This window comes from Streptomyces sp. NPDC017056 (genome assembly GCF_044332485.1).
Lineage (GTDB): Bacteria > Actinomycetota > Actinomycetes > Streptomycetales > Streptomycetaceae > Streptomyces.
Genome location: NZ_JBIRPD010000029.1, coordinates 1 through 15,255, shown reverse-complemented (window position 1 = coordinate 15,255; position 15,255 = coordinate 1). Strand labels below are relative to the sequence as shown.

The window sequence follows — 15,255 nt, the reverse complement described above, 5'->3', positions numbered from 1 at the left end:
TCTACTCGTTCAAGACGCAGGTGAGCAGGGAAGCGCGGCGCCGGTGAAAGAGATCGTCAAGATGCTGACCGCGCCCGGGAAACGACCGGCCGCGCCGTGGTGTGCGCCACTCTTCGCGGCATTGCTGGCCATGGGCTCCTATTGCCTCGGTATGACGATGCTCGGGAGTTATCCGTTCGGTACCCGCTCCCGCGCCGTCAACGACCTCGGAAATCAGTTCGTACCGTTCCACGCCCGGCTGTGGGACCTGCTCCACGGCGGCACCACCGGCGACCTGGCCTTCAACTGGAGCAGCGGCTACGGGGTGCCCTTTCTCGCCGACTTCCTCACCTATCTGATGAATCCGTTCTCCTGGCTTGTCGGGCTCTTCCCGCGCGAGCTGGCCGAGCTGCCCGTGTTCCTCGTCACGCTGTGCTGCATCGGCCTCGGCACGGCGCTGATGACCGTCTTCCTGGGCCGGGTGCGGCCCGGCTCCGCCTGGCTGCGCGCCCTGCTATCGGTGGGCTACGGCACCTGCGCGTGGGTCGTGAGCGACGGCACCGCCGACCCCATGTGGATGTGGGGCCTGGTCTCGCTGCCGCTGACCGGCATCGCCGCCGACTGGTGCCTGCGCCGGCGCCGCTGGGTGGCCGGCGCCCTGCTCGTCGGCGTCTCCTGGGCCGGGAACTTCTACACCGCCGCCATGGCCACCCTCGCCATGGCGCTGGTGCTGGCCGTACGCCTGCTGCTCGCCTCCGAGGCGCCCGTACGGGACCGGCTGCGCTCCCTGGCCCGTGCCGCGGCCATGGCGCCGGCCGGCATCCTGCTGGCCGCCCCCGCGCTCACCGTCACCGTCAAGGCCAGCAAGGCGTCACGGCCCGCCCCCGAGGCCCTCTACCGGGGCCGCCCGCCGACGCTGGACTTCCTCGCCGAGCTGCTGCCCGGCGGGCGCGGCTCGGTGCCCTCGCCGCACCTGTTCATCGGGGTGCTGGGGCTGCTGCTGGCGGCCGCCTTCCCGTTCGTCCGCGCGATCCCGCCGCGTACCCGTATCGCCTGGTACGGGCTGGCCGCCTGCGTCGCGGTCTCCTTCGTGTGGAAACCGACCCTGCTGGTCTGGCACGGCCTGGCGGTGCCCAACGGCAGCCCCTACCGCGCCTCCTTCGTCCTCAGCGCCCTCCTGGTGATCATCGCCTGGCTGGCGCTGGCGCACCGCCCGCGCCCGCGCGAGCTGGCGGCGGGGGCCGTGCTGGTCCTCCTGCTCGCCGTGGTGTGCCACGGCCGCAGCGCGGTCGCCGGCGCCACCTGGATCCTCGTCCTGGGGGGCGGCACGGTGGCGCTGGCGGCCCTGGTGGCGCTCCGCCGCCGACCCGCGCGCCGGAACGTACGCATCGGCGCCGCCACCGCGCTGACCTGCGTGGTCTTCTTCGGCTCGGCCTACGCGGCGTACTCGGTGACCGCCGCGAGGGACCGGCTCGAATGGTGGGGCCCGAAGACCACGTTCGACGACCGGACGCTCGCCGTACGCGAGGGCCTCCGGCAGCGCGCGGACTGGCCCCGGTCGCGCACCGACCCGGGGCCGCACGAGTTCGCCAACAACGATCCGCTGCTGCTGGGCGGCGAGGGCGGCTCGTACTACAGCAGCTACGTACCGGAGCGGACCGCGCGCACGCTGCGCGAGATGGGCGGCGGCTGGTACATCCACGGCCGCCACCTGCGCAGCGCCGAAGACCCCGGGAGCCGCGCGATCATGGGCGTGAGCAGCTTCGTGACCGGGCCGCAGGCCGGACCGGTCGACGTGGGACGGTCCGCCGCCGCCCCCCTGCTGACCGTACGGCCGGACCTGACGGCGGACGGCCTCGACCAGCCGCGCCGCGGGGCCGCCGCCCGGGGCATCGACGTGCGCGACGACCCCCGGGTCGGCGGCGGCTCGGTCTTCGCGCGCCAGGAGCGGCTGCTCGGCGCGCGCGTGTACGAGGTGCCGGAGCTGCGCCCGGCGGGGAACGGCGGCGGCCCCAGGAAGGCGTCCGTACGCCCGGTGCCGCGCCTGATGGACGGCGCGTGGCGGCTGCCGGCCACCCGCAAGGGCGCCGCCGCCGTCTTCACCGCCCGGTGCGCACCGCGCTCCGTCGTCTACTGGTACGCGCCCTGGTACGACGGCAAGGTCCGGGCCATCGGCCATACCTCCCCCGGGTTCGGCATCCGGGAAACGACCGCGAACCCGGTCAGGAACCTGGGCACGGTCCCGGCCGACGGCCGGCTGACGGTGGCCTTCGACCAGCCGAAGGCGCAGCGCGTCCCGGAGCACGTCCTCGGCTGCCTGGCACCGGGAAAGCTGGCCGCCGCCGTCGCCGGACTGCGCGCACAGGCCCCGGTACGGCTCTCGGCGGGCGGCCACGGGATCTCCGCCGAGCTGCCGGCGCGCAGCAGAGGCACGGCCGTGCTCGCGGTGCCCTCCCTCACCGGCTGGAGCTGCCGGGTGGACGGGGGCGCCGCGCGCGCCCCGCACTCGTTCGGCGGCCTGATCGCCGTCCCCCTCGGCTCCGGGGCCTCGCGGCTGTCCTGTTCGTACGGCACGCCGGGCCTGGTGCCCGGCCTGGCGGCGAGCGGCGCCGCGCTGGTGACGCTGGCCGCCGTCACCGTCACCTGCGCGGTGCGGCGCCGCCGACCGCACATCCTCCCAAATCGTGACATTTCATCTGATTAGTAGAATTACGACTTGGGGCGTGGTGGCCCACGCCGCGCTCCGCCCCGCCCCGGCGGAAGGGCCCCTACATGAAGCTCTCAGTCGTCGTTCCCTGTTACAACGAAGAGGACGTCATCGGCCGCTTCGACACCACGATCCGCGCGGTGCTCGGCAGCCTCGCCGTCGAGTACGAGCTGTGCTACGTGGACGACGGCAGCGCGGACGGAACACTGCACCGGATACGCACCCTCGCCCAGCAGCACGGCACGACCACCCGCTACCTCTCCTTCAGCCGCAACTTCGGCAAGGAGGCGGCGATGCTCGCGGGCCTCAAGGAAGCCACCGGCGACGCCGTCATCCTCATGGACGCCGACCTCCAGCACCCGCCGCAGCTCATCGAGAAGATGCTCGACCTCTACCAGCTCGGCCACGACCAGGTCGTCGCCAGGCGCAGCCGGGACGGCGACCGGCCGCTGCGCAGCGTGTGCAGCCGGCTGTACTACCGCGCGGTCAACAAGTGGGTGGACGTGGAAATCGCCGACGGGGTCGGCGACTTCCGGCTGCTGTCGCGCACCGCCGTGGACGCGCTGGTCTCGCTGCCCGAGTACAACCGCTTCTCCAAGGGCCTGTTCTCCTGGATCGGCTTCGACACGGTCACCTTCGACTACCGCAACGCCCGGCGCGAGGGCGGCGAGAGCAAGTGGTGCTTCGGCTCGCTGGTCAACTACGGCATCGACGGCATGATCTCCTTCAACTGCCGCCCGCTGCGGGCGGCGATCTACGCGGGCCTGAGCCTGGCCGCGCTGGCCGCCGCGTACGCCCTGTGGATCGTCGGCGCCGCGGTCGCCGGCGGCATCACCGCGCCCGGCTATGTGACGCTGGTGGCGATCATCGTGGGCCTGGGCGGCCTCCAGATGGTGATGCTCGGCCTGATCGGCGAGTACATCGGCCGCATCTACTACGAGACCAAGCGGCGCCCGCACTTCCTGGTCAAGGAGACCAACGGGACGGTGCCGGCGAACACCCCGACGGCCCGGGTCGCCGGCCGGGCGCGCCGATGACGCCTCGGCGGTACCGCCGGCTGCCACCGGGCCGGTTCCCGTTCGCCCGGCTGCTGCGCTTCGCCGCCGTGGGCGGCGTCAACACGCTGACCTTCTACGGGTGTTACCTGGCCCTGCACCCCTGGATGCCGTACTTCGCCGCTTACACGTTCGCGTTCCTGTTCAGCATGACGGGCTCGTTCTTCCTGAACACCTACTTCACCTACCGCACCCGGCCCAGCCGGAAGAAGTTCCTGCTCTTCCCGCTGACCCAGGTCACCAACTACCTGGTGCAGAGCGCGGGGCTGATCGCGCTGGTCGACTGGTGCGGGCTGGGCACCCGGATCGCGCCCCTGGTCGCGGCGGTGCTCGCGATCCCGTTCACCTATCTGGTGTCCACGCGCATCCTCCTCCCGGGCCGGGGCGACGGCGAGGCTCAGCCCGTACGTTCCGGCGAGCCCGGCTGACCCCTCCGGCCCGGTTGTCCCGTCCGGCCCGGCTGACCCCGCCGTGCCTGCACCGTCCACTCCTGGAACGCGCCGTCCGCGCCGGCGTCCCGCTGCCGCGCCGCGTGCAGCCGCCCGTCGTTGCCGAGGACGGCCAGCACCGCGCGCCCGTCGGTGTCCTGCCCGATCGCCGCCGCGCCCGAGTGCGGCACCTGCCCGGTCAGCCAGCGCCCGGGAGCGTCCTGGTCCGCCTCGCCGAGCGCGTACCGCAGCAGGCCCGCGCCGTCCAGCGCCGCGAGCACCAGCGTGCGCGCCGGCTTGCCGACCGCCGCCGCGGCCACCCGCCCGTACCCGCCGACCGGCTCGCACCGCGCCGCCAGCCGCCAGCCGCCAGCCGCCGGCCGCCATTCGGCGACCAGCACCCGGGCCGTGGCGCTCTGCCGGTAGGCCAGGCGCACCGCCCCGCCGCCCAGCGGCGCCAGGCTGACGGGCCCCGCGGGCCCTGGCAGGCCGGTGCCCCCGGCGAGCAGCGGTATCTCCCCCGGCTCCTTCGACACCCAGTGGTGCACCGCCCGGTCGCTCGGTGCCGCCACGTGGATCAGCCCGTCGGAGTCCGCGCACGCGTCCAGCCCGTCCACGACGCCCGTCACCCGGGCGGGTGTACCGGCGTCCACCGGCGGTTCCAGGCGCCGCCACAGCGACCAGTCCCTGCCGTGCGCGCCACTGCGGTAGCCGATGCCGCCCAGCCAGTCGCGGACGAAGACGTGCACCGTGCCCTCCCGGTCGACGGCCGCGGCGGGATAGCCCGTCTCCAGGGACCTGACCGGGTCGGCGTCCGGGGAACCGAGCGGCTCCCAGGCGCCGAAGACCGGTACGCCGTTGCGGGCGGTGCCGGTCTGCAGCGCGGTCAGCAGCTCGCGGCGGTGCGCGCGGTTGCGGGCGGGCAGGACCGTACGGGTGGCGAAGAGCTGGAGGGCGCCGCCGGGGTGGCTCACGGCGTGGATCTGGCCCTGGAGCAGGGCGCCGCCGAGCACGTGCGGGCCGCTGAAGGTGCCGTTGCCGGTCGCGGTCTCGGCCCAGCACACGGCGGTGCCGTCCAGGACGGCGAAGGCGGCGAGCCGGCCGTCCTTCAAGGGCCGCAGCCAGCTGTTCGACCCGGGGGCGCGCAGCCGGGTGCTGCGGGTCCAGTCGCGGGACCAGCCGTCGAACGCCGAGCCGCCGACCTTGCGGTCGCCGCAGCCCGCCCGGTCGCCGCAGTCGCGGCCGTCGGCCCAGCCGTAGACGGACAGCAGCTCGCCCTTGCGCCGGGCGGTCTCCCGGTCGACGTTGTTGGGCAGTACGGCCGCCTCGTAGCCGACGTAGTTCTCCACGACGGTGGGGCGGCCGTGCCCGCGCTCCCAGTAGTCCGCCAGCGCCGCCTGCGCGAAGTACGCCGAGGCGATGTGGTCCTGGTGGTCGTAGTAGGCCGGGCCGCGCAGCTTCGGGTCGCCGGTGTGCGGCGGCTCGTGGGGAGCGTGCACCGCGTTCGGGTCGAGAGTGCGAACGACGGTCGGGCGGACCCGCTCCAACAGCGCGGTCAGCGACTCGGTGACCTGCTCACGGGTGTACTCGAAGACGCGCTGTACGGGGGTGCCCTCCGGGCGCAGGGTCGGCAGCACGTCCGTGGCGCCCAGCCACAGGCCGCGCAGGCTCCTCGCGCGCGGCTCGGAGACGGTCCGCGCCTCCATCAGCTCCATGAAGACGAGCTGGTGGTGCGGGGCGGCGCGCAGCGTCTGGATCTCGACCTGGAAGCCGGGCAGCAGGGAGACCGCCTCCACGTCCCAGGGGCTGAGCGGATCGCCGGTGGCCATCACCGCGTGCGCGGCCCGCAGCCCGTTGGTACGGGCCCGCGCGAAGGCCGGGCGGTCGCGCGGCAGCAGGCGGGCCCCGCGGCCGTGCTCGGCGGTGTTGCGGCCGTCGGACTCGCCGCCGGTCAGGCACACCGTCACCGAGCGGGCGCCGCCGCGCACCGACTGCTCCAGGGCCGGGTTCATGAAGTAGAGGGAGTCGTCGGCGTGCGCGATGACGTGCAGGAACGCCTGATCCGCGCCGGACGCGGCGGCCTCCCGCTCCAGGGCGGTGCCGGTCGCCTGCGACAGCGGTGCCGGCGGGCCCAGCCAGGCCAGCACCCCCGCGCCGGCCGTGACCGCGGCCGCACCGCCGCCGGCGGCCTGGAGCAGCCGGCGGCGGGACATCCGGGGCGGGTGCGTCGGCACCACCTCAGTATTCGGTTGCGCGCCGCACGCCGCTCGCTCGACTAGTCCATATCCCGCGCGGCGGGAGAGAGGGAGAGCGGCGGGAGAGCGGCAGGGCGGCGGGAGAGCGGCAGGGCGGGCTCGCCAGGGCAGGCTCGCCACGCCTCGCTCGCTACGCCTCCAGGGCCGACGCCACCGCGAGCGCCAGCTCGTCCAGGTACCCCTTGGGCAGCTCGTCCCGTACGACCAGCAGCCGCCAGTACAACGGGCCGGTCATCAGGTCCAGCGCCAGGCGCGCGTCCACGCCGGGGCGCAGCTCGCCGCGCTCGACCGCGCGGGCCACCATCGCCGCCGCGACGCCCTCCTGGCTGTCGTGCAGGGCGGTACGCAGCGCGTCGGCGATCTCCGGGCTGCGCGCCGCCTCGGCCAGCAGGTCGGGGATGATCTGCGACGCCATCGGATGCCGCAACGCGCGCGCCGCGACCTCCAGCAGCGTCCGCACGTCACCGCGCAGCGACCCGGTGTCCGGCGCCGGCAGGCCCTCGGCGGCCACCGCGGAGACCACGTCCAGCACCAGGTGCAGCTTGGAGCGCCACCGGCGGTAGACGGCGGTCTTGCCGACGCCGGCCCGCCGGGCGATGCCCTCGATGGACATCCGCGCGAACCCCACCGCCGCCAGCTCCTCGAAGACCGCGGAACGGATCGCCGCGGTCTTGTCCTCGCGCAGCACGGCGGCCCCGGCCGGCGTCCGCCGCCCGCCCGCCACCGCCGCCGGTGCCCCGGCTTCTTCCCTGCCGTCCTTTGCCATGCCTTGATCCTAGCGTCACGACGCAACGGTTGCGTTTCGACGTCGAACGGTTCTACGCTCGGCCGCGTCGCGACGAAACGGTAGCGTCTCGACGATACGAACCCGTTCTATCGCCCCGCCGTCGCGCCCGGCCACCTCACCCCGCCCCGCTCCACCCCGCCCCGAACCTCACCTCCGGAGGGCACCGCTTCCATGTCCCAGACCCTCGCCCCACCGGGCACCGGCCCCGCGGCGCCCTCCGCGGTGCCGCCCACCGCCCCTGACCCGGACCTGCGCGCCCTGGCCGAGCGGCACGGCCTGACCGTCAGCGGCGCCCGCCCCCCGCTCGGCGCGTACACCCGCCGCCTGTGGGCGCGCCGCCACTTCATCGCGTCGTTCGCCACCGCCCGGCTGACCGCCACGTACACCACGGCGCGCCTGGGCCAGCTCTGGCAGGTCGTGACCCCGCTGCTGAACGCGGGCGTCTACTACTTGATCTTCGGCGTGCTGCTGCACACCAGCCACGGCATCCCGAACTTCATCCCGTTCCTATGCACCGGCATCTTCGTCTTCACCTTCACCCAGTCCACGGTGCTGGCCGGCACCCGCGCCGTCTCCGGCAACCTCGGCCTGGTCCGCGCCCTGCACTTCCCGCGCGCCGCGCTGCCCGTCGCGCACACCCTCGTCCAGCTCCAGCAACTCGTCTTCTCCATGGGCGTGCTGTCGGTCATCGTGCTGGCCTGCGGCGTGCCGCTGACGTGGCACTGGCTGCTGATGCTCCCCGTCCTGCTGCTCCAGTCGGTCTTCAACACCGGCCTCGCCCTGGTCATGGCCCGCATCGGCGCGAAGAGCACCGACACCGCGCAGCTGATGCCGTTCGTGCTGCGCACCTGGATGTACGCGTCCGGTGTCTTCTACGACCTCTCCACGTTCACGCGCGACGCGCCCCACCTGGTCTCGGTGGTCCTGAACTGCAACCCCGCCCTGATCTACGTCGACCTGATGCGGTACGCCCTGATCGACACGGTGCGCGCCCACGACCTGCCGCCGCACGTGTGGCCGCTGGCCCTGGGCTGGGCGCTGCTGGCCGGCGTCGCCGGGTACGTCTTCTTCTGGAAGGCGGAGGAGGAGTACGGCCGTGGCTGAGACCGACCGCGTCCCCACCGTCATCGCCGACAACGTCCACATCGTCTACACGGTGCACGGCGCCGACCGTAAGGTGCATGCCGTCAAGGGCGTCACCTTCGTCGCCCACAAGGGTGAGGCGATCGGCTTGATCGGCTCCAACGGCTCGGGCAAGTCCACGCTGCTGCGCGCTGTCGCCGGACTCCTGCCGCCCGCCGCCGGCCGCGTCTACACGCACGGCCAGCCGTCACTCCTGGGCGTGAACGCGGCCCTGATGAACGACCTGACCGGCGAGCGCAACGTCGTCCTCGGCGGCCTCGCCATGGGCATGTCCCGCACCGAGGTGCGCGACCGCTACCCGGGCATCGTCGACTTCTCGGGCATCAACGAGAAGGGCGACTTCGTCTCGCTGCCGATGCGCACGTACTCCTCCGGCATGGCGGCCCGGCTGCGCTTCTCCATCGCCGCCGCCAAGAGCCACGACGTCCTGATGATCGACGAAGCGCTGGCCACCGGCGACCGCGCCTTCCAGAAGCGCTCCGAGGCCCGCATCCGCGAACTCCGCGAAGAAGCCGGCACCGTCTTCCTCGTCAGCCACAACAACAAGGCCATCCGCGACACCTGCGACCGCGTCCTGTGGCTGGAAAAGGGCGAACTGATCATGGACGGCCCCACGGAGGAGGTCGTGACGGCGTACGAGCGCTCTGCCAAGTAGGGCGCCCGAAACCACGGCGGCGCGGCCCGGCAGTGCCGGACCGCGCCGCCATCACGACGTGGTGAGCCGTCAGCTATGCGTACGCAACAGCGTCCGCATAGTACGCATCGCCACCGACAGGTTCGCCAGGTCGAAGCCCTCCGACCCGTGGATCTCCTCCAGCGTGGTGCGCGCGCGCCCGAGGATCGCCGCGTTCTTCTCCTCCCATGCCTTGAACCGCTCCTCCGGCGTCGCGGAGTCGCTGCCCACCGACAGCACGTCGCTGGTCAGCGCCGCGTGCGCGGCGAACAGGTCCTCGCGGATGGAGGCGCGGGCCATCGACTGCCAGCGGTCATTGCGCGGCAGCTCCAGGATGCGGTCCAGGAGCTGGTTGATCCGCAGCCGGTCGCCCAGGTCGTAGTAGACCTCGGCGACGTCCAGCGGCTCCTTGCCGGTGCGGTCCGCGATGGCGACGATGTCCAGCGCGGGGAAGACGGACGAGAACCCGGCCACCCGCGTGGCCAGCTCCGCCGGCACCCCGGCCTCGGTCAGCTCGTCCAGGATGCGCTGGTGCCACTCCAGGTCGCCGCCGCGCAGCAGCTTGGGCAGTTCGGCCCAGACGCCGGCGACCCGGTCCGCGAAGAAGTCGATGGTCTCCGACAGCTCCAGCGGCTGCGGGCGGTTGTTGAGGAGCCAGCGGGTGCCGCGCTCCACCAGCCGCCGGGAGTGCAGCCTGATGCGGGTCTGCACGTCGGCGGCGACGACGTTGTCGAGGGCCTCGACGTCGTCCCAGACCCGGTTCAGCCCGAAGATCGCGCGGGCCGCGGTGTGCGCCCGTACGACCTCTTCGAGCGCGGCGCCGGTCTCCTCCCGCATGCGGTGCAGGAAGCTGGTGCCGCCGGTGTTGACCGTGTCGTTGACCATGACGGTCGTGACGATCTCGCGGCGCAGCGCGTGCGCGTCGATCTGCTCGCCGAACTTCTCGCGCAGGGCGCTGGGGAAGTACGCGTGCAGCAGGTGCTGGAGGTACGGGTCGTCCGGCAGCCCGGTCTGGATCAGCGCGTCGGCGACCGTGATCTTCGTGTAGGCGAGGAGCACGGCGGTCTCGGGCTGGGTCAGGCCGCGCCCGGCGTTCAGCCGCTCGCGGATCTGCCGGTCGGTGGGCAGGAACTCCAGGGCCCGGTCCAGGTCCCCGTCGCGCACCAGGCGGCGCATGAAGCGCTGCTGGGCGTGGAGCATGCTGGAGGACTGGGCCTGGGCCAGCGCGAGCGCGGTGTTCTGCGCGTAGTTGTTGCGCAGGACGAGCGCGCCGACCTCGTCCGTCATCTCGGCCAGCAGCTTGTTGCGCTGCTTGACCGTCAGGTCGCCGTCGGCGACGACCGCGTTGAGCAGGATCTTGATGTTCACCTCGTGGTCGGAGGTGTCCACGCCGGCGCTGTTGTCGATCGCGTCGGTATTGATCTTGCCGCCGTTGCGGTCGAACTCGATCCGGCCGAGCTGGGTCAGGCCCAGGTTGCCGCCCTCGCCGACGACCTTGACCCGCAGGTCCTCGCCGTTGACGCGGATCGCGTCGTTGGACTTGTCGCCCACGTCCGCGTGCGACTCGGCCGACGACTTCACGTACGTACCGATGCCGCCGTTCCACAGCAGGTCCACCGGCGCCTTGAGGATGGCCTGCATCAGGTCGGCGGGGGTCATCTTCTTGACGCCGGGCTCGATGCCGAGCGCCTCCCGCACCTGCGCGTTGATCGGGATGGACTTGGCCGTACGGGGGTGGATGCCGCCGCCCTGCGACAGCAGCTTGGCGTCGTAGTCCGCCCACGAGGAGCGCGGCAGCTCGAACAGGCGGCGGCGCTCCGCGTACGAGGTGGCCGCGTCCGGGTCCGGGTCGAGGAAGATGTGCCGGTGGTCGAAGGCGGCGACCAGCCGGATGTGCTCGCTGAGCAGCATGCCGTTGCCGAACACGTCACCGGACATGTCGCCGACACCCACGACGGTGAAGTCCTCGGTCTGGGTGTTGACGCCCAGCTCGCGGAAGTGCCGCTTGACCGACTCCCAGGCGCCGCGGGCGGTGATGCCCATGCCCTTGTGGTCGTAGCCGGCGCTGCCGCCGGAAGCGAACGCGTCGCCGAGCCAGAAGCCGTACGACTCGGCCACCTCGTTGGCGATGTCGGAGAACGTCGCGGTGCCCTTGTCGGCGGCGACGACGAGGTACGTGTCGTCCTCGTCGTGCCGGACGACGTCCGAGGGGTGCACGACCTCGCCGCCGACGAGGTTGTCGGTGATGTCCAGCAGGCCCGAGATGAACGTCTTGTAGCAGGCGATGCCCTCGGCCAGCCACGCGTCGCGGTCCGCCGACGGGTCCGGCAGCCGCTTGCCGACGAAGCCGCCCTTGGCGCCGACCGGCACGATGACGGTGTTCTTCACCATCTGCGCCTTGACCAGGCCGAGCACCTCCGTACGGAAGTCCTCGCGCCGGTCGGACCAGCGCAGGCCACCGCGGGCGACCTTGCCGAAGCGCAGGTGGACGCCCTCGACGCGCGGCGAGTACACCCAGATCTCGTACGCCGGGCGGGGCGCCGGCAGGTCCGGGATCGCCTGCGGGTCGAGCTTCATCGACAGGTAGGAGTGCGGCTGCCCGGCGTCGTTCTTCTGGTAGTGGTTCGTGCGCAGCGTCGCCTTGATGACGGTGAGGAAGGACCGCAGGATGCGGTCCTCGTCCAGGCTCGCGACCTGGTCGAGCGCGCCGTCCAGCTCCTCCAGCAGCCCGTCGGTCAGCTCGGTGCCGGCCCGCTGCCGCTCCGGGGACATCCGCGCCTCGAAGAGGCTGACCAGCAGCCGCGTGGTGTGGACGTTGTTGGAGAGGGTGTCCTCCATGTACGTCTGGCTGAACGTCGAACCGGCCTGCCGCAGGTACTTGGCGTACGCCCGCAGCACCATCGCCTGGCGCCAGTTCAGGCCGGCCCGCAGCACCAGCTTGTTGAAGTTGTCGCTCTCCGCCTGGCCGGTCCACACCGCCGTGAAGGCGTCCTGGAACCGCTCGCGGGCGTCGTCGCCGTTCATCCGCTCGGGGATGCGCAGCCCGAAGTCGTAGATCCAGGCGGTGGCACCGTCGGTGCAGCGCAGCTCGTGCGGGCGCTCGTCGACGACCTCGACGCCGAGCCGGTTGAGCACCGGCAGGACCTTCGACAGGGAGACCGGCTCACCGGTCCGGTAGATCTTGAAGCGGCGCTCGTCGGGGCCGGCGCCGACCGGCTCGTACAGGCTGACCTCGAAGTCCTTGCCGGCGGCCGCGTCCAGCTGCTCCAGGTGCTGGAGATCGGCGACCGCGCTGCGCGGCGGGTTGTCGGCCTTGTAGCCCTCGGGGAAGGCGTGGTTGTAGCGGCGCAGCAGCTCGGCGGCGCGCTCCTCGCCGACCTCGGCGGTCAGCGCCTCGGCGAAGCCGTCGGCCCAGGAGCGGGCGGCCTCGACCAGGCGCGCCTCGATGCGCTCGGCGTCGGCGTCGGTGAGGTCCGGCAGCGTCGCGCCGGGCTCGACCCGGACGACGAAGTGCAGCCGGGAGAGGATCGACTCGGTGTTCCAGGCGGTGAAGTCGACGCTGGTGCCGCCCAGTTCCTCCTTGAGGATGTCGATCAGCCGCAGCCGTACGCCGGTGGTGTAGCGGTCGCGCGGCAGGTAGACCAGCGCCGAGTAGTAGCGCCCGTACTCGTCCTGGCGCAGGTACAGCCGCAGCCGGCGGCGCTCCTGGAGGTACAGCACGCTGGTGACGATGGACTGCAGCTGGTCCACGCGCGTCTGGAACAGCTCGTCACGCGGGTAGGTCTCCAGGATCTGGAGCAGGTCGCGGCCGTCGTGGCTGTTGGGGGTGAAGCCCGCGGCGTCCAGGACCTCGGCGACCTTGCGGCGGATGACCGGCACCCGGCGTACGGACTCGGTGTACGCGGCCGAGGAGAACAGGCCGAGGAACCGGCGCTCACCGACGACGTTGCCCTGGGCGTCGAACTTCTTCACGCCCACGTAGTCGAGGTACGAGGGGCGGTGCACGGTGGAGCGGCTGTTGGCCTTGGTGAGGATCAGCAGCCGGTGCTCGCGGGCCTTGGCGCGGGCGTCCTTGGGGAGCCGGTTGAACGACGGCGAGACGGGGTGGCCGTCGTCGCCGTCGCTGTGCGCCGGGTCGGAGCGCAGGATGCCGAGCCCGGTGCCCGGCACGGCGGTCAGCACGTCCTCCTCGGCGCCGGACTCGCCGGGCACCGAGGTCAGCTCGTACTCGCGGTAGCCGAGGAAGGTGAAGTGGTCGGCGGCCAGCCAGCGCAGCAGCTCGCGGGCCTCGTCGACCTCCTGGTCGCGCAGGTCGTCGGCGGTCGGCTCGGCGGGCAGCTCGTCGGCGATGCGCAGCGCGGCGTCGCGCATCTTCTCCCAGTCCTCGACGGCCTCCCGCACGTCCGACAGGACGCGCAGCAGATCGTTGGTGATCTGCTTGAGGTCGGCGCGGTCGGTCTCCCGGTCGATCTCGACGTGGATCCAGGACTCGACGAGCGCGTCGTGCGGCAGGTCCCGGCCCTTGCCGCGGCCGTTCTTGTCCTTGCCGGTGCGGCCGTGCGCGTCGCAGTTGTTGTCGAGGACCTCGATGAGCTTGCCGGTGACGTCACGGCGCACGATGACCTGCGGGTGGATCACGACGTGGATGCCGCGGCCCTGGCGCGAGAGCTCGTTGGTGACGGAGTCCACGAGGAAGGGCATGTCGTCGGTGACGACCTCGACGACGGAGTGGCTGCAGGTCCAGCCGTTCTCCTCGACCGTCGGGGTGTGCACCCGCACGTTCGCGGTGCCCTGCGGGCGCGTCTCCGCCAGGCGGTAGTGGGACAGCGCGGCCCCGAACACGTCGACCGGGTCGCGTCCGCTCAGGTCTTCCGGCGCGGTGTGCAGGTAGTAGCGCTGGAGGTATCCCAGGAGGGTGTCCGGGTCGAGACCCTGTACCGGTGCCTGTCCCCCGGCCGGGCTGCTTTCAGCGACCCGGGCTGCCCGCGCGAGCAGCTCGGTCTTGGCTTCGTCCAGCTTGGTCTGCATGTCCTCTGGCTCCTGTCGCGCGCCGTTGCGTGACGTTGTGGATGAACTCCGTGGAAGCTGCACAACACCGACACGACGCGTGGAGGGTCCCCCGCAGCAACGCGGGGAAGTGTCCGGTCGGAGTCGACGCCGTGCCGCGATGAGCGATGACCGGGCCGCGATGAGCCGATTTCGGCAACACCGGCAAGCGGTCCCGGTCGCACCGACCAGCGATCGCCCGGCGGCCGTACCGCTCCGGGCGCACAGCGAGGGCCTCGACGCCCCCGCGGGTTATCGCGCTGATCACGATGTAAGGCTATCGCTCCCGGCACGGGTGCCGTCATGGTCCAGCTGTGTACAAAACCACTCGCCGAAATTTGACGATCCGGACAGCGACGCAACGGCTCGACGCCGCCCCTGGAATCCCACGGTATCCCGCGGGGGCTTGGCAAGCGCGGCGATCCGGAGGACGTTGTGCGGGACACCGAGGAGCGGACCGGCCCGCGCGAGTGTGACCAACAGCACGTCCGTGCGTGCCCCGCAACCCGACCGGAGGTGGACGGCATGGCCGCCAAGATCCTGATCGTGACCGGCGACGCGGCGGAGTCCCTGGAGGTCCTCTACCCCTACCAGCGGCTGCGCGAGGAGGGCTACGACGTGCACGTCGCCGCCCCCGCCCGCAAGACGCTGCGCCTGGTCGTACACGACTTCGAACCGGGCTTCGACACCTACGCCGAGAAGCCCGGCTACACCTGGCCCGCCGACCTGGCGTTCTCCGAGGTCGACCCGGGGCAGTACGCCGCCCTGGTGGTCCCCGGCGGCCGGGCGCCGGAGTATCTGCGCAACGACCCCGAGCTGCGCAAACTGGTCAAGTCATTCTTCGACTCCGACAAGCCCGTCGCCCAGATCTGCCACGGCCCCCTGCTGACCGCCGCCATCGGCAGCCTCAACGGCCGCCAGGTCACCGCCTACCCCGCCCTCGAAATGGACATGCAGGCCGCGGGCGCCGCCTACCGCGACGCCGAAGTGGTCGTCGACGGCACCCTCGTCTCCTCCCGCTCCTGGGCCGACCACTCCGCATGGATGCGCGAATTCGTCGCGGTGCTGCGATCGAAGGCGCCGGTCACCTAGTGTCCTGAGTCGGGATTTCGCTGCGGATGTTGCTGTCGGTTCGGCATTCTGGACGGATGGCGAGGACGGGGCGGCCGAAGGCCGAGTTGG

Annotated in this window: 9 protein-coding genes; 6 read left to right on the top strand and 3 right to left on the bottom strand. The window is 72.2% G+C overall.

The annotated features are described in order from the left end of the window. The first annotated feature begins 43 nt into the window (after positions 1 to 43). From ACH4OW_RS35895 to ACH4OW_RS35885, 3 genes are all read left to right on the top strand, one after another. A complete protein-coding gene (locus ACH4OW_RS35895) occupies positions 44 to 2,683 on the top strand; it encodes a YfhO family protein (protein ID WP_398032502.1) in 2,640 nt (879 codons plus the stop codon). A gap of 68 nt (positions 2,684 to 2,751) precedes the next feature. Beyond that, complete coding sequence (locus ACH4OW_RS35890) at positions 2,752 to 3,723, top strand: glycosyltransferase family 2 protein (RefSeq protein WP_398032499.1); 972 nt, start codon at positions 2,752 to 2,754, stop codon at positions 3,721 to 3,723. After that, positions 3,720 to 4,169: a GtrA family protein gene (locus tag ACH4OW_RS35885; protein ID WP_360136328.1), complete on the top strand. Its 450-nt coding sequence runs from the start codon at positions 3,720 to 3,722 to the stop codon at positions 4,167 to 4,169. Before ACH4OW_RS35890 ends, ACH4OW_RS35885 begins: the two co-directional genes overlap by 4 nt. On the opposite strand, the gene ACH4OW_RS35880 is transcribed toward ACH4OW_RS35885, so the two are convergent. Beyond that, complete coding sequence (locus ACH4OW_RS35880; RefSeq protein ID WP_398032496.1) at positions 4,139 to 6,403, bottom strand: PIG-L family deacetylase; 2,265 nt, start codon at positions 6,401 to 6,403, stop codon at positions 4,139 to 4,141. The two genes, ACH4OW_RS35885 and ACH4OW_RS35880, sit on opposite strands and share 31 nt — an antisense overlap. A 151-nt stretch (positions 6,404 to 6,554) precedes the next feature. After that, on the bottom strand, positions 6,555 to 7,190 hold the full coding sequence (locus tag ACH4OW_RS35875; protein ID WP_360136332.1) for a TetR/AcrR family transcriptional regulator: 636 nt from the start codon (positions 7,188 to 7,190) through the stop codon (positions 6,555 to 6,557). A gap of 192 nt (positions 7,191 to 7,382) precedes the next feature. Between ACH4OW_RS35875 and ACH4OW_RS35870 the strand changes: the two genes are divergently transcribed. Together ACH4OW_RS35870 and ACH4OW_RS35865 are read left to right on the top strand one after the other, a co-directional pair. Then, positions 7,383 to 8,315, top strand: coding sequence for an ABC transporter permease (locus ACH4OW_RS35870; RefSeq protein ID WP_360136334.1), 933 nt, complete (start codon positions 7,383 to 7,385; stop codon positions 8,313 to 8,315). Further along, on the top strand, positions 8,308 to 9,009 hold the full coding sequence (locus tag ACH4OW_RS35865; protein WP_398032493.1) for an ABC transporter ATP-binding protein: 702 nt from the start codon (positions 8,308 to 8,310) through the stop codon (positions 9,007 to 9,009). Before ACH4OW_RS35870 ends, ACH4OW_RS35865 begins: the two co-directional genes overlap by 8 nt. Before the next feature lie 69 nt (positions 9,010 to 9,078). Here ACH4OW_RS35865 and ACH4OW_RS35860 read toward each other — a convergent pair whose 3' ends face one another. Continuing rightward, entirely contained in the window at positions 9,079 to 14,055 is a 4,977-nt protein-coding gene (locus ACH4OW_RS35860) for an NAD-glutamate dehydrogenase (protein ID WP_398032490.1), read from the bottom strand. Between the two features lie 543 nt (positions 14,056 to 14,598). Between ACH4OW_RS35860 and ACH4OW_RS35855 the strand changes: the two genes are divergently transcribed. Next, a complete protein-coding gene (locus tag ACH4OW_RS35855) occupies positions 14,599 to 15,165 on the top strand; it encodes a DJ-1/PfpI family protein (protein ID WP_398032488.1) in 567 nt (188 codons plus the stop codon). The last annotated feature ends 90 nt before the right edge of the window (positions 15,166 to 15,255 follow it).

Excerpts from the sequence above, each read along its gene's own strand:
- ACH4OW_RS35890 (WP_398032499.1), top strand. The coding sequence starts at position 2,752 with ATGAAGCTCTCAGTCGTCGTTCCCTGTTACAACGAAGAGGACGTCATC.
- ACH4OW_RS35885 (WP_360136328.1), top strand. The coding sequence starts at position 3,720 with ATGACGCCTCGGCGGTACCGCCGGCTGCCACCGGGCCGGTTCCCGTTC.
- ACH4OW_RS35870 (WP_360136334.1), top strand. The coding sequence starts at position 7,383 with ATGTCCCAGACCCTCGCCCCACCGGGCACCGGCCCCGCGGCGCCCTCC.
- ACH4OW_RS35855 (WP_398032488.1), top strand. The coding sequence starts at position 14,599 with ATGGCCGCCAAGATCCTGATCGTGACCGGCGACGCGGCGGAGTCCCTG.
- ACH4OW_RS35875 (WP_360136332.1), bottom strand. The coding sequence starts at position 7,190 with ATGGCAAAGGACGGCAGGGAAGAAGCCGGGGCACCGGCGGCGGTGGCG.
- ACH4OW_RS35860 (WP_398032490.1), bottom strand. The coding sequence starts at position 14,055 with ATGCAGACCAAGCTGGACGAAGCCAAGACCGAGCTGCTCGCGCGGGCA.